Origin of the sequence: Streptomyces sp. WAC07094 (assembly GCF_036320405.1) — a bacterium.
Taxonomy (GTDB): Bacteria; Actinomycetota; Actinomycetes; order Streptomycetales; family Streptomycetaceae; genus Streptomyces; species Streptomyces lannensis.
Map to the genome: position 1 here is coordinate 69,986 of NZ_JAVMJZ010000003.1, position 13,606 is coordinate 83,591.

A 13,606-nucleotide genomic window follows, 5' to 3' on the forward strand; every position below is an offset into this window, starting at 1 on the left:
CGCGGCCTCGGGAGGCGATCGTCTCGCCGGGGCTCTTTCGTCCCGTCCGACGCTAGAAGTGTTGTGTGCAGCACAGCCAGCAATGTGCATTTCTTTGCAGCATGCGGCTCTCACCGGGAGGGCTGTCGTGTTCGCGCCCTTGACCGGGTGCGCCACGTGGGCGACGGTGGCGCAAAGAACTGCACATCACGTGGAACGGAGGCAGCCGTGTCGTTACGGTTCGTCGGAATCGACCCCAACACCAAGACGGGAGACTCGCCTACGGTGTGGGTCGACCAGGAGAAGAAAGAACTCGTCTTCCAGGGATGGCGGCCAGGGCCCGAACTCGAGGCAGAGTGCGCTGCATTCGAGGTCCCCGGCCACGCGGTAGGCATCCCGGCCGATGAGGCCGTGATCCGTATCCCCGCCAGGATGGTGCACATGATCAGGGAGGCGTGCGATGTCCTCGAACAACCAGACCATCGCTGACCTGATGGACCAGTGCACGCGCTCTGCCGTGCACCTCGAGATGCGGGACCACTACGGCGTTGCCGCCGAAGCCGAGGACTTCCGGAAGTGGTTGGAGACCGGTCACGTCGACACCGACCCGGCCTCGCCCGGATGGGCGCCCTGGGTCGACCTCGTCTCCCGTGCGGTGGCCCGCGGTGTCGCCGTGCGCCGGGCCCGCATCGTGTCCGAGCCGGTCACCGACTACATCCGCTACGAGCACGCGTCGACCGCAGTCAACGTGCACGCGGGTGAGCAAGTGCGCTGGCTGCCGCGCCGCCAGGCCAGCACGATAGCCCTACCCGGCAACGACTTCTGGCTGTTCGACGACCGCATCATCCGGTGGGGACACTTCTCCGGAGACGGCGCACTCGTCGGCCACGACATCTCCGAGGACCCAGCAGCCGTCAAGCTGTGCACGGACGCATTCGAAGCCGTCTGGGACCGCGCCACCCCACACGCCGAGTACCAGATTCACTGACCAGAAAGCACCGGCAGTCAGCTCATGCCCGCCTCACCGTCCTCCTCAGCCCAGGCCGCACGTGAAGCCGTCGCCTATCGGCTGCGTGACCTTCGCAAGGAAGCCGGCCTGACGGTCGTGCAGCTGGCTGCCGCGTGCGGCTGGCACTACTCCAAGACGAGCCGCATCGAGAATGCCCTCACCGGCCCGTCCGCCACAGACATCCGCCGCTGGTGCGCCGCCACCCACGCCGAGGATCAGGCACAGGACTTAGTCGTCCAGTCCATCAACGCCGAGTCGATGGACCGGCAGTGGCGCGACCAGGTCCGGTCCGGGCTCCGCCACGTCCAGGAGCGCCGCGGGAACGTGTTCCGGGCGACCGAAAACTTCCGGGTCTATTCCTCCGGCCTCGTGCCTGGACTCCTCCAGACAGAGGGCTATGCGCTGGCCGTTCTCCGTATGGCCGCCGGCATCCACGACATGGCGGACGACGACAGCGCCGACGCAGCGCACGCCCGCGTCGAGCGCTCCCGGATCATTCACGAGCAGGGCCACCGCTTCGTCGTGGTCATCGAGGAGCCTGTATTGCACTGCCAGGTCGCCGAATCGGATGCGATGGCCGGACAGTTGGGCTACCTGCTCACGGTCGGCGCGTTGCCTGCGGTGTCCCTCGGCATCATTCCGATGAGGGCCCGAAGGGTTCGCTGGCCCGAGGAGACGTTCCACGTCTACGACGATCGGTTGGTGTCTGTGGAGCTGGTGTCCGCCGAGGTGACCGTCACGCAACCTAGTGAAATCGGCCTGTATATGGAAGCGTTCGAGGAGCTGCGCAGCATGGCCGTCTACGGCGGTGAGGCGCGGGCGCTGATCCTGAAGGCGATCGAGACGCTGGTCTAAGGGCAATGCCGTTGCTTTTACGGGTTCGCCGGTTGGGGTCTTATGACGAGGACGGCTTGCGTGCCGGTGCGGGTCGGCTGCGGCCAGGCACGATGCTCGGCTCGTCTGAGGTGGTAGTTGGACATCTTGCGTTTCACGACGCGGGGCTGGCTGCGGAGCCGTCTGACAGGCAGGAGTCGTTCCAGGAGGTCCTGCTCGAGCATCACCAGTGCTCTGACCAGGAGGTCAGGGGGAAAAACTGCTTGGCGTGACGGTCACGCTGCGCCGGGCAGAGCGCAGGGTCTCGGTGAAGGAAACCCGATCAGGGTCCAGGCCACGGGTGGCAGCCGTTCTCAGCATGAGCTCGCGCAGTGCGTGGTGGACCAGGAGGTGTGCCCAGATCTGCTGACGGACACCCTCGGGTGTCTTGCTGCTGAGGACGACGCGTGCGCCGCGCTGGTGTGTCTTGATCTCGGCGAAGACGGACTCGATCTCCCAGCGCTCGCGGTAGAGCGCGGCCAGTTGCCGGGCCGGATACCGTCGGGCGTCCAGCAAAGTGGTGACCAGGCGGTATCCGTCACCCCCGTCCGCGCCAGCCTGTTCTTTGACCCGGTAGGCCAGGACACGCACCACGACCGGCTGATCCCGGGCGGGGCCACTGCTCGCCCGGATATGAGAGAGCCACGACCCGTCACGGAACTGCCTGATCACCGGCAGGACGCGGTTGGCGGGCACTCGCCACACCAGGTCGGCACCGGTGTCGGCAAACGCCTGCCACAACGGGACTCCGAGGAACTCACGATCGGCCAGGACGAGCTGACCCGGGCCGACCGACCGGGGCAGGCGGGCGACCAGGGTGACTTCCCCGGTGCGGCAGCCGGCGAGTTCCGCATCCAGCACCGCATGACTGCCCACCTCCACCAACGCCGCCATCCGCACCTGCGGGAACGCACTCCTGCCCGACCCACGGCCACTGCCGGGACGTCCGAAAGCGGCTTCGTTCGCCTCGCTGTCCGCGACGTCCCAGCAGGTTCCGTCGACGGCCAGCAGCCGTAAGTCCCGCCAGAACGCACCGGGAGTCGCCTCAGTGGCCATCGGCTTCGCGGTCGCGGCGAACAGCACCCGCAAAGGCTCGGATCCCAGCCGCTCCCGAGCCCTGAACAGCGAGGACTTCGCCGGAACACGCCAGGTACCCAGCAGGCCCACACCCCGCAGTCCCTCGACGAGGTGCCGCATCACTTCCAGATACGGAGCAGGCGAGAACAGGGCCAGCCCCAGCACGAAGTACACCACCAACCGGGCGGGAAGCAGCCGCTGACGCTGCTCTGAACGCCCACACGCGGCCACCACCCGATCCACCAAACCTGGCGGATACACCCAGGTCAACAAGCCAAGACCCGATAAGTCAGACACACTCGCAGCCACCCGAACCACCCCCGGGACCCACTGCCAAGCAGGCCCCGTGCAGTTGCAGCGCCTCCCGATGTCTGCCGACGAACGCCCCGAACCTTGGTACGGCCCAGACCGCGACATGTGAGAAACCAGCGCTCTCTAAGCGCTGTCCCGTAAATGATCTCTGAGCGCCCTCGGGCGTGGTGGGCTGCTGTGCGGCGAGTGGTCTATCCAGCGAGGGCGAGGTTGTGCAGCCGCGCAATGCCGAGCATGGCGTGGTGGACGCCGTCGCCTTTGAGACGGCAGTCGCGGAGGATCTTCCAGGTCTTCATGCGCGCGAAGACGTGTTCGACGCGGGCCCGCACCTGTTTGTGGGACTTGTTGTGGGCCTGCTTCCAGCCGGGCAGTTCCTCGCCCTTCCGACGTCGGTGAGGCATCACGAGGCCGGTGCCCGGGTAGCCCCCGTCGGCGATGGTCATGGTCGTGCCGACAGCGGCCTTCGCTCCAGACTCCTCCCACGCCTTGCAGTCGTTGCGGTTGCCGGGCAAGGGCCGGCCGACCACCACGACGAGGCGGGTGTCGGCGTCGATGACGACCTGGTGGTTGGTCGAGTACCGGTAGTTCTTCGACTGCTCGGCGACAGCGTGATCCCGAGTGGGCACCAGGGTGCCGTCCACGATCAGCACCGTGTCCTTCGCGAACCGCTTGCGGGGCTGGAGAGCGAGCATCGGCCCGAGGTGATCGATGATCCGGTCCGCTGCCGACTTGGACACCCCAAACAACAGGGCCAGTTGGCGCATGGTCAGGTTCGTGCGCCAGTAGACCGCGACCAGCAGCGCCCGGTCCTCCAACGGCAGACTCCACGGCCGGCCACTGCGGACCGCGTCCGCACCCTCGCGCCGCAGAATCGTCACCAGCTTCCCGAACTGCCGCGGACCCAGCCCAGTGAACGGGGCTATCCACCAGGACTCCGACGCCGTAATCACACCAGCCATACGACAGATCATTTCAGTTGCCGACACATCCCCCGCAACGGATCCTGGGCACCAGGCAGCCAAGGAGGAACAGGATGGGGCTCATGCTCGCCCCCGGAGACGACAACGTGACCGGCCCAGACGTCTCCTGGTCCTATACCGGCTTCAACATGTTCAGGGAGTGGCTGGCCCAGGCAGAGGGGCTCACCCTTGCGGAGATGAACGGATTCGGCGGAGACCGCAAGTGGGACAGCGTCTCCACCACGCTGGCACCGCTGCTCGACCATCCAGACGACGAAGGCTCTCTCACGCCCACTCAATGCGCGGCCATGCTGCCCAGGCTCGAGGCAATTACCGACCAGCAACCCAAGGATGGAGACCCCGTCCACGAGCGACGCGTCGACGACGTGCGCCAACTGGTCGCCGTCGTCAGGTACTGCTTGGAGAAGGAAGTCGAGCTCATCTTCTGCTGACCGCCGCGGACTGCCGGATGCCAGCAGTTGCGGGACAGCGCTTAGTCACAGCGACAGCCCTCGCAAGGCCATGAGCCATAACTCAAGCTCAGGTGGGATCTACTACCTTGCCGGCCCGGCGGATCGACGGCCCAAGAACTTTATCGACCTCCGTTGATACGGAGTTGAGGAGTACCTCACCGAACAGGCAGAGGGACTCTTCCCAAGGATGCCCGAAGCTGCCCATGCGGAAGTCTTCCGAAAGGTAGATGTAGTAGTCACCGTCGGGGTACGGGCTCAGTGGCCAAGCCGGTTACCCAGGGCCGCCGACCTCCTGCGGGGTAAAGCGGTACGACGTGTGCTGCCAGTCGAGCGCGAACAGCGTGCCCTGCGGGCCGATGCAGGAGGCCAGGCCCTGCTGGACCACCTTGACCAGGCGGTCCAGACGCTCGTAGTCAGGTTTGTCGGGAAGCGTCGCCAGGCTCCAGGTGACCGACGCGGCGGGCTCCTTGATGGCCGGCCATTTGAGCGAACTCATACTCGGCTGGAAGCTGAACTCCCGGTAGAAGCGGTCCCAGACTCGTCGGCACTCAGCCTCTGGCAGCGCGGCCACGGATCCTTCCATCATCGGTCGATCCTATCGACTCGCCTGGAGGGAGATCACTGCTGGATCGGTCACGAAAGCGCGGACAGAACCGACTTCAGAGATTCCCGTCAGCAGCGCTCCGCACCTCCGTCGATTGGGCTGCAAGGGCGTGCAGAAGAACACGCTGATTCCGGTTCTGGGGCCGATCGTTGTGGTAGGCATCCGCGACCAGGAAGGATGCGGCGCCAGCCGTCACTGTAGAGAATGGCGTCCATGACGGCGGTCAGGCAGATCCTGCAGCTCAGCGAGCCGCATACCACATGACGGCGCACGCGAATCGGACATCAGCGTGTTGTTCTTCTGCACGCCCTAAGAACTCTGCACCAAGCTTTATGAGCCTTCCTCTCGTTGGCCCGCAGCCTCATCACCTGGAGATGTCTCTAGAAGGTCCGCGGGTGATTCTTTTACGCGACGCTTGGAAGGCTACGACCTGGTCCGGCACCGAAAAGTCTGAAGCGCAGTCCGGGCACGTCGTGCGGCCGAACAGGCGGGTCAGATGCTCCGCCGCGGCGGGCTGCCCGGCGTGGTTGGCCATCTGGTACAGCCGCGCTGCCAGCGGCGGCAGGTCCGCGGAGGCCGCCCTGCGGATGCCGGTCAGCACGGGGCCCTCGCGGCCCACACGCACCAAGCCGGATGGGTGTGGGCGACGGGTGCCCGAAGGTGTCCTCGACAGATCGATCAGCAACTGCTGCGCGCAGGACGGACACACCACGGCGTACGTCTTACAGGCCAGGCATCCGCGCCACAGGGGCTCTCCCTCGAAGGCGAGAAGGTGCTCCAGCCAGTACAGAAACTCGTCTTCACCGCCCTTGAAGGGCTCTGTCATCACGTGGTTCTGCGTCAGCTCACGCAGCTCCTTGATAGCAGCTGGGAAGCGCGCCTGTACGTAACCGGGCTCGTGAAGCTGCTGTTCCTCGACAACGATGCGACCGGCCAGCGCAAGTGCCTGCCAGCGACTACCCGCCCTGCGGCCGGTGGCGATGTCTGTCAGAACAGGCAGGGCGGCAAAGCTAGCTGTGTACACCGTCCTCTGATGGCAGAGAGATTCCCACAGCTCCTCCCACGCCTGATCAGCCAGCTCGGGATCACCGATCTCGTCAAAGAGCCGAGGTAGGTCGGACGCCGAGCCATAGGCGTGCTCCAGACCGGACCAGTCCAGTGTCATGCCGGCAATCATGTCAGCCGCTTCCGACCGGCCCCCCCTGCCTCATCAATCTCACCTACAAGATCGTGTTACGAGCTCTAAGGGATACGACTCCAACCTCAACCGCGAGGAGCTGCGCAAGCGCCGGATCCTGCCGGTGATCTCCCGCAAGGGCGCCCCGAACATCAAGGGCCTGGGCAAGCTCCGATACGTCGTGGAGCAGACCTTCGCCCTGCTCCACCAGTTCAAGCGCCTCGCCGTCCGCTGGGAACGCCGAACCGAACTCCACGACGCCTTCGTCTCATTGGCCTGCGGCCTCATCTGCTGGAGGCGACTGAAGAGGCACCGGCCATGATCGTGGCACGAGCTGTTGGCTACAACTCACACCACTCGCCCAGAGGGCTAGCCCGCCACGTCTGCGTGAAGTCGTGCACCAGCTCCCACGCCCGATCGATGTCCAGGACAAAGTCGCCCGTGAACACTGCGAGGTCGTCCATGATCGGGATTTCGACCTCGGCACCCGAGGGCACAGTGCCGTCTCCTACGTGCAGAGACATCCGCTCGGTGTCACTCATCAGGTGGATGACCGCGTGATTATCTCGGAAGGCCAGGATCAGCACCGGGAACTCCCTGTTCGGCGAGCGAACTTCGAGGTACCCCTGGCCACGGGAACGCAGGTTGCTGAAGCGATCTGACAGATCCTTCACCTCTAAACGTCTCTCATCCGGATGGAACAGTCCAGATTCCGGCGACGTCGCCGCCCACATCACGCTCATCCAGCCCCTCTTCCCATACAAGCCGTCGCCCATGATCCAGGGCCACGCTCCCACGCTCCACCACGACAGGACGACTGAGACTGGGCCGCATGATCGTGTTACGAGTTCTTATCCCCAAGCAGCGAATCACAGCAGACCGGCGCGGCGCGGCTCGGTCAGCAAGGCAGCATGCAGGCGCGGCCACACGCCGCCTCGGTCCAGTCCCGCAGCCGCCGCCAGGCCGTCACACCGGAACAGCCCACCGTCTCCGCGGGAACATCACGCCACGCGACACCCGTTCGCAGCACGAACAGGACTCCGGCGAGGGCCACTCGGTCAGGAACACGCAACCGCCCGGGATAGCGGCGGCGCCGCTCAGGAGCGGACGGCAGCAGCGGGGCCACCCGCTCCCACAGGTCGTCCGGAACAAGATCAGCACGTCCCTCAGACACCCTGCCGACCAAGATCCTCGAGCACAAGACTCGCAGCTCAACTCATTCTGAAACGATCAGTTAGACGCATCGGCGGCGCGATGACCGGCCTCAGCCTCGTCCGGCTCGTGCACAGCAGCACCGGCAGCTTGCTCGCGGCCGGCCAGTTCAGCGCAGCGTTCGCGGTCGCCGAAGCGCTCGGGGCGCCGCAACTGGCCCGGCTCACAGACCGGTTCGGGGCTCACGGACCGGTTCGGGCAGAGCCGCGTCCTGCCACCCGCACTGCTCGCCCACGCTCTCACCGTCGCCCTCCTCGTGTGCCTGGTCACCGCCGGCGCCTTCGACGTGCTGCCGGCCCCGGGGCGGTGCGCTGGCCGGGGCCGGCGTCCCCCAGCTTGGCGCGATGTCCGCCGCGCGCTGGGCAACGCTGCTGCGCCCCGGCCGGGCGGCCCAACTGCCCACCGCTTTCGCGCTTAAGTCCCTCAGCAACACGGGCGCCTACCTCGTGGGACCCGCGTCGGTCAGCGCGCTCGCCGCGGCCGGACATCCCGTGGCCAGCCGCGGCGGTGGGCGTCTCCTTGTCGGTGGCCGGCGGCCTTCTCCTCGCCGCGCAGCGCGGCAGCGCGCCCGCACCGGCCGCCCGCAGCACCCCGCACACCAGGAGCCGCCCGCTGCTGCACGGCGGCGTCCTCCCGCTGATCGGCCTTCATCTCGCCATCGGGGTCTTCTTCGCTGCCCTGCAGGTGTCGGTGACCGCGTTCGTGGTCGAGCACCGCCAAGCGGGCGCCGCGACCCCGATCTTCGCCGTCTCCAATTGCAGCGGCCTGCCGGCCGGATGGCTGTACGGGCTGCGCCGGTGGCGCGCCGCACCGCCGGTGCAACTGCTGCTCACCACCGGCATCCTGATGCTCGCCACCTGGCTGCTGCTCACCGCCGGCTCACCGCTTCAACTCGGATGCGTGGTGGTCCTGACCGGCGCCACGATCCCACCCCTTGTGGCGCTCTTCTCCCAGCTCACCGAGTCGACCGTCCACCCCTGCGTCCTGACCCAGGCGTTCTCCCGGCTCGGCTCCGCCAGCGCGGCGGGCTCCGCCGGGGCGGCGGCCCTCTCCGGATGGGCGATCGACGCACTCGGGCTACGCGGCGGCTTCACGGTCACCGCCACGGCCGCCACCGCGATGACCCCCCAAAACCTCGCCGGTCTACGCCTCTTTCCGCACCCGCCGACGAGCGGTGTCGACACCAACAAAGCCGGCACCACATGACCGACGATCACCCCGGGCAGGCAACCGGAGCCGGTGACCAGCCCGCACGCCCGACCCGGGCGTGCGACGGCTTCTGGACCCGCAGAACGCCGCACCGCCGCAGTACCGCGCACCGGCCCGTATCCGGCCGCCCTACCCGCCGCCGCGCGTGGGGAAAAGGACTCAGGCCGCCTCGGGCCGCCCCGTGTGCAGGCCCACTGCGCCCCCGTCCACGTCCTCGAACAAGAAGGCCTCGTCCTCTTCGTAGTCCGGGGCTTGGAAAGGGTTCGTCGCCGCGGGCGGCGGACTCGCGGTGGAGCAGCGGGGCTGCTCTTCCACAGCGGAGAACAACGACGTCACGTCGATGAGCGGTCTCTCTTTCCTCAACAGGACCCCCGAAAAGGGGGCCCGGCGTGCCGTGCCCCCCTTCAGGGGGCCTGGCGTGCCGTGACCGGGCACCGCTCGCCCCGGCGGCGAGAGTCGCCGTCACCGCACGGCACCCTGTTCAGGTCGGGCCGGTGGCGCGAGTGGCGCACCACCAGCCGACTCCTGACCGGCTCATTCATGGACTCCGACGCTTGATCGGTGTCGGACGTGTGGCCGGTTGTGACGGGCCTGCTAGTCGCAGTACTTGGCGATCGCCGCGGCCGCGCCTGCGTTGAAGCCCCTCTCGTAGTTGGGGTCCACAGCGGTGACGCCCTGCGGTGCCTGTGCCTTGCAGGTGGCCTTGGCGAGCTTGAAGCCGTCCTGGTAGCCCTTGGCGTACTGGTCCCGGGTCTGCTTCTCCTCGGCCTGCTTGACCGTGCCGCAGGTGAGCCTGGGGCCGCCTTCCTCCTGCATCGTCACAGCTCCGCCGGTGCTGCCGACTCGCAGGGTGCCTGCGAGCCTTCCGTCAGCCCCAGCCACCATGCCGACGGTGAGGTTGGCCTGCCGGATCCTCACCTTCGCGCCCGGCGTCAGGCCTTGGCCGATGACGTTGAACGAAGGGGAGTTGGCGCTCTGGGTCACGTGGCACGTGGCTGCGGGTGCCACAGCCTGGGCGGAACCGGCCATGAGCGGCACCGAGCCGAGTGCCAGCGAGGAGAGCGCGAGGGGTGCCAGGAGACGAAAACGTCCGTTCACTGTTCTGCCTTCCCTTCAGGGGCATACGGAACCACATACGGGACGGGAAGTTCGAACACGCGGTGGTGGGGCGGCGCATCTATGCCGCGGCCCACACCCGGACGGTGAATTCACCGCCCGGAGCCGTAGGGCCGGGAGAACAACTCCCGTACGGCTGCCGCCACGTGGGCTCCGTATCCGACGACGGCCACGCCCCAACAGGGGCGGCCTTTCGGTGCCCGTTCATACTCGCTCAGCTGTACCAAACTGTCGACCTGAGCGAACACGGACCGCGACAATCCGCTGGTCAGAGCCCTCTGCGTAGCCTTCTGCCCGCGCAGGCGGCGACTTGTCGCTGTACCGGAACACACAAGGCAAGGGATCCTGCCTCGCGCGCCTGCCGATGGCGGCCTCACGCTCCATGGTGGTGGGCCAGGTCTCCTGAACGCACAAGACGACGGCGTCATGGACGCAGTTTCCGCCGAGTTCTACAGTGGCCCCGTCGGCGGCTGGTGCGACGCCGCGCCGGGACAGACGAGCGCGCACCGCACGGACTGCGGGCGTTACGGGCGCAGGGTGCCGTAGCGGCCTGACCGGTACAGAAGAACCGGTGCCGGTGCCGTGCCACACCATGGGGTACCGGCGCGGGGGCCCGGCCGCCGCAGCCGCCCTCTATGGGCGGGCGATCGATGCACTCGGGCCACGCGGCGGTTGCACGGTCACCGCCACGGCCGCCACCGCGATGACCCCCCACAGCCTCACCGGCCTACGCCTGCTGCACCCGCCGACGGGCCGGCCGGCGCGAAAGAAGGCCGACACCGCACGACCGACGATCACCCCGGACACGCAACCGGAGCCGGTGACCGGCCTGCACGCCCGACCCGGGCGTGCGACGGCTTCTGGACCCGCAGAACGCCGCACCGCCGCAGTACTGCGCAACGGCCCGCACTCACCCGGCCGTCGAACCCGCCGCCGCGCGCGGGGAAAAAGGCTCAGGCCGCCTCGGGCCGCCCGGCGTGCAGGCCCGCGGCCATCCCGTCCACGTCCTCGAACAAGAAGGCCTCGTCCTCTTCGTAGTCCGGGGCCTGGAAAGGGTTCGTCGCCGCGGGCGGCGGACTCGCGGTGGAGCAGCGGGGCTGCTCTTCCACGGCGGAGAACAACGACGTCACGTCGATGAGCGGTCTCTCTTTCCTCAACAGACCCCCCGAGAAGGGGGGCCTGGCGTGCCGTGACCGGGCACAGCGGTCCTACAACTTGGTCATCTTGGCGTACGGGCTCACGATCCGCACATGCTCCGAACCGAAATTCACGAGCACCGCCGATCCGTCCTCGATGCCGATCACCCGGCCCAGACCGTACACGTCGTGCGTGACCTGGTCACCCACGGCGAAGTGCTTGGGAGCCGGTACGACCGGGGCCTTGAAGGGGCTGGTAGGCAAATGACGCTTAGAGGCAGCAGGCTTTGTCATCGCCCCTAGTATGCACCCGTGCGAAGTACCCGTGTTGACGCCGGAGGCGGCAGCAGCCGCTGATCGGGCCCCACTGCGGCAGAAGCCGGGGCCGACGGACGCGCGAGTCGGGCGGTTCTGCCGCATCCAAGGCCGAACCCCCCGTACCCTTCATGGTGTCTACGGCGTCACATAGCGGGCGCCAAACACTGGAGGCAATACCCCGTGCTGATTGCTCAGCGTCCCTCGTTGACCGAAGAAGTCGTCGACGAATTCCGCTCCCGGTTCGTGATCGAGCCACTGGAGCCGGGCTTCGGCTACACCCTCGGCAACTCCCTGCGCCGCACCCTGCTGTCATCGATCCCCGGTGCCGCCGTCACCAGCGTCCGCATCGACGGCGTCCTGCACGAGTTCACCACCGTCCCCGGCGTCAAGCAGGACGTCACCGACCTCATCCTCAACATCAAACAACTCGTCGTCTCCTCCGAACACGACGAACCGGTCGTGATGTACCTGCGCAAGCAGGGCCCCGGCCTGGTCACCGCCGCCGACATCGCACCCCCCGCCGGTGTCGAGGTGCACAACCCCGACCTCGTCCTCGCCACCCTCAACGGCAAGGGCAAACTCGAGATGGAACTGACCGTCGAGCGCGGCCGCGGCTACGTCTCCGCCGTACAGAACAAACAAGCCGGCCAGGAGATCGGCCGTATCCCGGTCGACTCCATCTACAGCCCCGTCCTCAAAGTCACCTACAAGGTCGAGGCGACCCGTGTCGAGCAGCGCACCGACTTCGACAAGCTGATCGTCGACGTCGAGACCAAGCAGGCCATGCGCCCGCGCGACGCCATGGCGTCAGCCGGTAAGACGCTGGTCGAGCTGTTCGGCCTGGCGCGTGAGCTCAACATCGAGGCCGAAGGCATCGACATGGGCCCCTCCCCCACGGACGCCGCGCTCGCCGCCGATCTGGCGCTTCCGATCGAGGAACTGGAGCTCACCGTCCGCTCCTACAACTGCCTCAAGCGTGAGGGCGTCCACTCCGTCGGTGAGCTCGTGGCACGGTCCGAGGCGGACCTGCTGGACATCCGCAACTTCGGTGCCAAGTCCATCGACGAAGTCAAGGCGAAGCTGACCGGCCTCGGCCTGGCCCTGAAGGACAGCCCGCCCGGATTCGACCCCATCGCCGCCGCGTTCGACGCCGACCACGACACAAACAACGGATTCGTCGAAACCGAACAATACTGACCAACGGGCGCAGGTGCCGGGACGCGGAAAAGTCCGGCACAGCGCCGGCCGACCGCACCCGGCCCCACAGACTTGACCGGCCACAGGCATGCGCCGGAGAGTCCCTGGAGCCGGGGCGGGACAGGGCGGGGGCGGGGGCCGGAGAGAACATCTCTCCACACACGCGCATGCCATCCCCCACAACCCAGCACAGACAACACCCACACCGCCCACACCCACACCCAGCAACAGCAATAAAGCCGCCGGCCCCGGCGCCCTGTCCGACCTGGGCTTCCTCGGCCTCGACAAGGACTGCCACGACCAAGTCGTCGTCACCGGCTACAAGGCCACCCGCGCCCGCAACCTCACCACCGGCCAGAACACCGCCAACCGGATCATCGCCGCTGGCTGCGCCCCCGTCGAGCACGGCTTCGCGCACCTGAAGACCTGGCGCATCCTCACCAAACTCCGCACGGGCCCCGCCCGCGCCACCAACCTGCTCCGCGCCTCGCTCGTCCTGACGAACCTCGAACTCGTCCGCTGACAGACGATCAGGCCGAAGACAGCCGCCCACGACCAGCACGAGCACCCACGAACCCCGCTACACCAGCAGCCGCACCAGCGAAAACCAAGATGGTGGATCTTCAGTGAAGATCCGACTGGACCTCGGTCAGTCGATGCCTTCGACGATGCGGAAGTCGCGCTCGACGCCGTCGGAGAGGGCGACCAGCGCCTCCTGGTAGGCCGCACTCTCGTGCGCCGCGACGGCCTGCTCGAAGCTGTCGAACTCGATCAGGACGGTGCGTTCGGCGATTCCGGCGTCATGCGCCACGACCCGACTGCCACGGGCGAGGATCCGACCACCCCCGGCCTCGACGGCCGGACCGGCCAGCTTGTTGTAAGCAGCCAGCTTCTCAGGGTCTGAAATGGTGCGGTAGGCGCTGACCCAGTAGCTTTTGGGCATGGAACCTCCAGT

General features: G+C 67.2%; 16 protein-coding genes and 2 pseudogenes. 8 read left to right on the forward strand and 10 right to left on the reverse strand.

Annotated features, from left to right (window positions below; all coding sequences use genetic code 11):
* The first annotated feature begins 207 nt into the window (after positions 1–207).
* Genes RCR19_RS39825 through RCR19_RS39835 form a run of 3 tightly spaced genes read left to right on the forward strand, consistent with a single transcriptional unit; the run spans position 208 to position 1,843 of the window.
* Entirely contained in the window at positions 208–468 is a 261-nt protein-coding gene (locus tag RCR19_RS39825) for a hypothetical protein (RefSeq protein ID WP_331269984.1), read from the forward strand.
* Entirely contained in the window at positions 440–967 is a 528-nt protein-coding gene (locus RCR19_RS39830) for a DUF6879 family protein (RefSeq protein WP_331269985.1), read from the forward strand. The genes RCR19_RS39825 and RCR19_RS39830 overlap by 29 nt, the downstream gene beginning before the upstream one ends.
* Positions 968–991: 24 nt before the next feature.
* Positions 992–1,843, forward strand: coding sequence for a helix-turn-helix transcriptional regulator (locus tag RCR19_RS39835; RefSeq protein WP_331269986.1), 852 nt, complete (start codon positions 992–994; stop codon positions 1,841–1,843).
* 225 nt (positions 1,844–2,068) lie between these two features.
* Here RCR19_RS39835 and RCR19_RS39840 read toward each other — a convergent pair whose 3' ends face one another.
* Positions 2,069–3,256: an IS4 family transposase gene (locus tag RCR19_RS39840; protein WP_331269987.1), complete on the reverse strand. Its 1,188-nt coding sequence runs from the start codon at positions 3,254–3,256 to the stop codon at positions 2,069–2,071.
* Between the two features lie 185 nt (positions 3,257–3,441).
* The gene (locus RCR19_RS39845) at positions 3,442–4,209 is read right to left on the reverse strand and encodes a transposase (protein WP_331269988.1); all 768 of its coding nucleotides are present in this window, start codon (positions 4,207–4,209) and stop codon (positions 3,442–3,444) included.
* 74 nt (positions 4,210–4,283) lie between these two features.
* Between RCR19_RS39845 and RCR19_RS39850 the strand changes: the two genes are divergently transcribed.
* A complete protein-coding gene (locus tag RCR19_RS39850) occupies positions 4,284–4,661 on the forward strand; it encodes a hypothetical protein (protein WP_331269989.1) in 378 nt (125 codons plus the stop codon).
* Between the two features lie 88 nt (positions 4,662–4,749).
* On the opposite strand, the pseudogene RCR19_RS39855 reads toward RCR19_RS39850, so the two are convergent.
* Both RCR19_RS39855 and RCR19_RS39860 read right to left on the reverse strand, forming a co-directional pair.
* A pseudogene (locus tag RCR19_RS39855) lies at positions 4,750–5,268 on the reverse strand (DUF2716 domain-containing protein).
* Between the two features lie 382 nt (positions 5,269–5,650).
* A complete protein-coding gene (locus tag RCR19_RS39860) occupies positions 5,651–6,451 on the reverse strand; it encodes a hypothetical protein (RefSeq protein WP_331269990.1) in 801 nt (266 codons plus the stop codon).
* 10 nt (positions 6,452–6,461) lie between these two features.
* On the opposite strand from RCR19_RS39860, the gene RCR19_RS39865 reads away from it, so the two are divergent.
* On the forward strand, positions 6,462–6,785 hold the full coding sequence (locus RCR19_RS39865; protein ID WP_331269991.1) for a hypothetical protein: 324 nt from the start codon (positions 6,462–6,464) through the stop codon (positions 6,783–6,785).
* Positions 6,786–6,804: 19 nt separating this feature from the next.
* On the opposite strand, the gene RCR19_RS39870 is transcribed toward RCR19_RS39865, so the two are convergent.
* Positions 6,805–7,206, reverse strand: a complete 402-nt coding sequence (locus tag RCR19_RS39870; RefSeq protein WP_331269992.1) for a hypothetical protein — start codon at positions 7,204–7,206, stop codon at positions 6,805–6,807.
* Positions 7,207–7,335: 129 nt separating this feature from the next.
* Positions 7,336–7,637 (reverse strand): annotated as a pseudogene (locus RCR19_RS39875) (transposase); the annotation flags it as partial.
* A 545-nt stretch (positions 7,638–8,182) separates the two neighbouring features.
* Here RCR19_RS39875 and RCR19_RS39880 point away from each other — a divergent pair.
* Positions 8,183–8,881, forward strand: a complete 699-nt coding sequence (locus RCR19_RS39880; RefSeq protein WP_331269993.1) for a hypothetical protein — start codon at positions 8,183–8,185, stop codon at positions 8,879–8,881.
* A 597-nt stretch (positions 8,882–9,478) separates the two neighbouring features.
* On the opposite strand, the gene RCR19_RS39885 is transcribed toward RCR19_RS39880, so the two are convergent.
* From RCR19_RS39885 to RCR19_RS39895, 3 genes are all read right to left on the reverse strand, one after another.
* Positions 9,479–9,982: a hypothetical protein gene (locus RCR19_RS39885; protein ID WP_331269994.1), complete on the reverse strand. Its 504-nt coding sequence runs from the start codon at positions 9,980–9,982 to the stop codon at positions 9,479–9,481.
* Positions 9,983–10,953: 971 nt separating this feature from the next.
* On the reverse strand, positions 10,954–11,157 hold the full coding sequence (locus RCR19_RS39890) for a hypothetical protein (RefSeq protein ID WP_331269995.1): 204 nt from the start codon (positions 11,155–11,157) through the stop codon (positions 10,954–10,956).
* 51 nt (positions 11,158–11,208) lie between these two features.
* Positions 11,209–11,430 (reverse strand): hypothetical protein, encoded by a 222-nt coding sequence (locus RCR19_RS39895; protein ID WP_331269996.1) that lies wholly within the window; start codon positions 11,428–11,430, stop codon positions 11,209–11,211.
* A gap of 204 nt (positions 11,431–11,634) precedes the next feature.
* On the opposite strand from RCR19_RS39895, the gene RCR19_RS39900 reads away from it, so the two are divergent.
* Together RCR19_RS39900 and RCR19_RS39905 are read left to right on the forward strand one after the other, a co-directional pair.
* Positions 11,635–12,651 (forward strand): DNA-directed RNA polymerase subunit alpha, encoded by a 1,017-nt coding sequence (locus RCR19_RS39900; RefSeq protein WP_331269997.1) that lies wholly within the window; start codon positions 11,635–11,637, stop codon positions 12,649–12,651.
* 88 nt (positions 12,652–12,739) lie between these two features.
* Complete coding sequence (locus tag RCR19_RS39905; protein WP_331269998.1) at positions 12,740–13,174, forward strand: transposase family protein; 435 nt, start codon at positions 12,740–12,742, stop codon at positions 13,172–13,174.
* Between the two features lie 126 nt (positions 13,175–13,300).
* Here the strand turns inward: RCR19_RS39905 and RCR19_RS39910 are convergent, their stop codons facing one another.
* On the reverse strand, positions 13,301–13,594 hold the full coding sequence (locus tag RCR19_RS39910) for a DUF1330 domain-containing protein (RefSeq protein WP_331269999.1): 294 nt from the start codon (positions 13,592–13,594) through the stop codon (positions 13,301–13,303).
* Between the last annotated feature and the right edge of the window lie 12 nt (positions 13,595–13,606).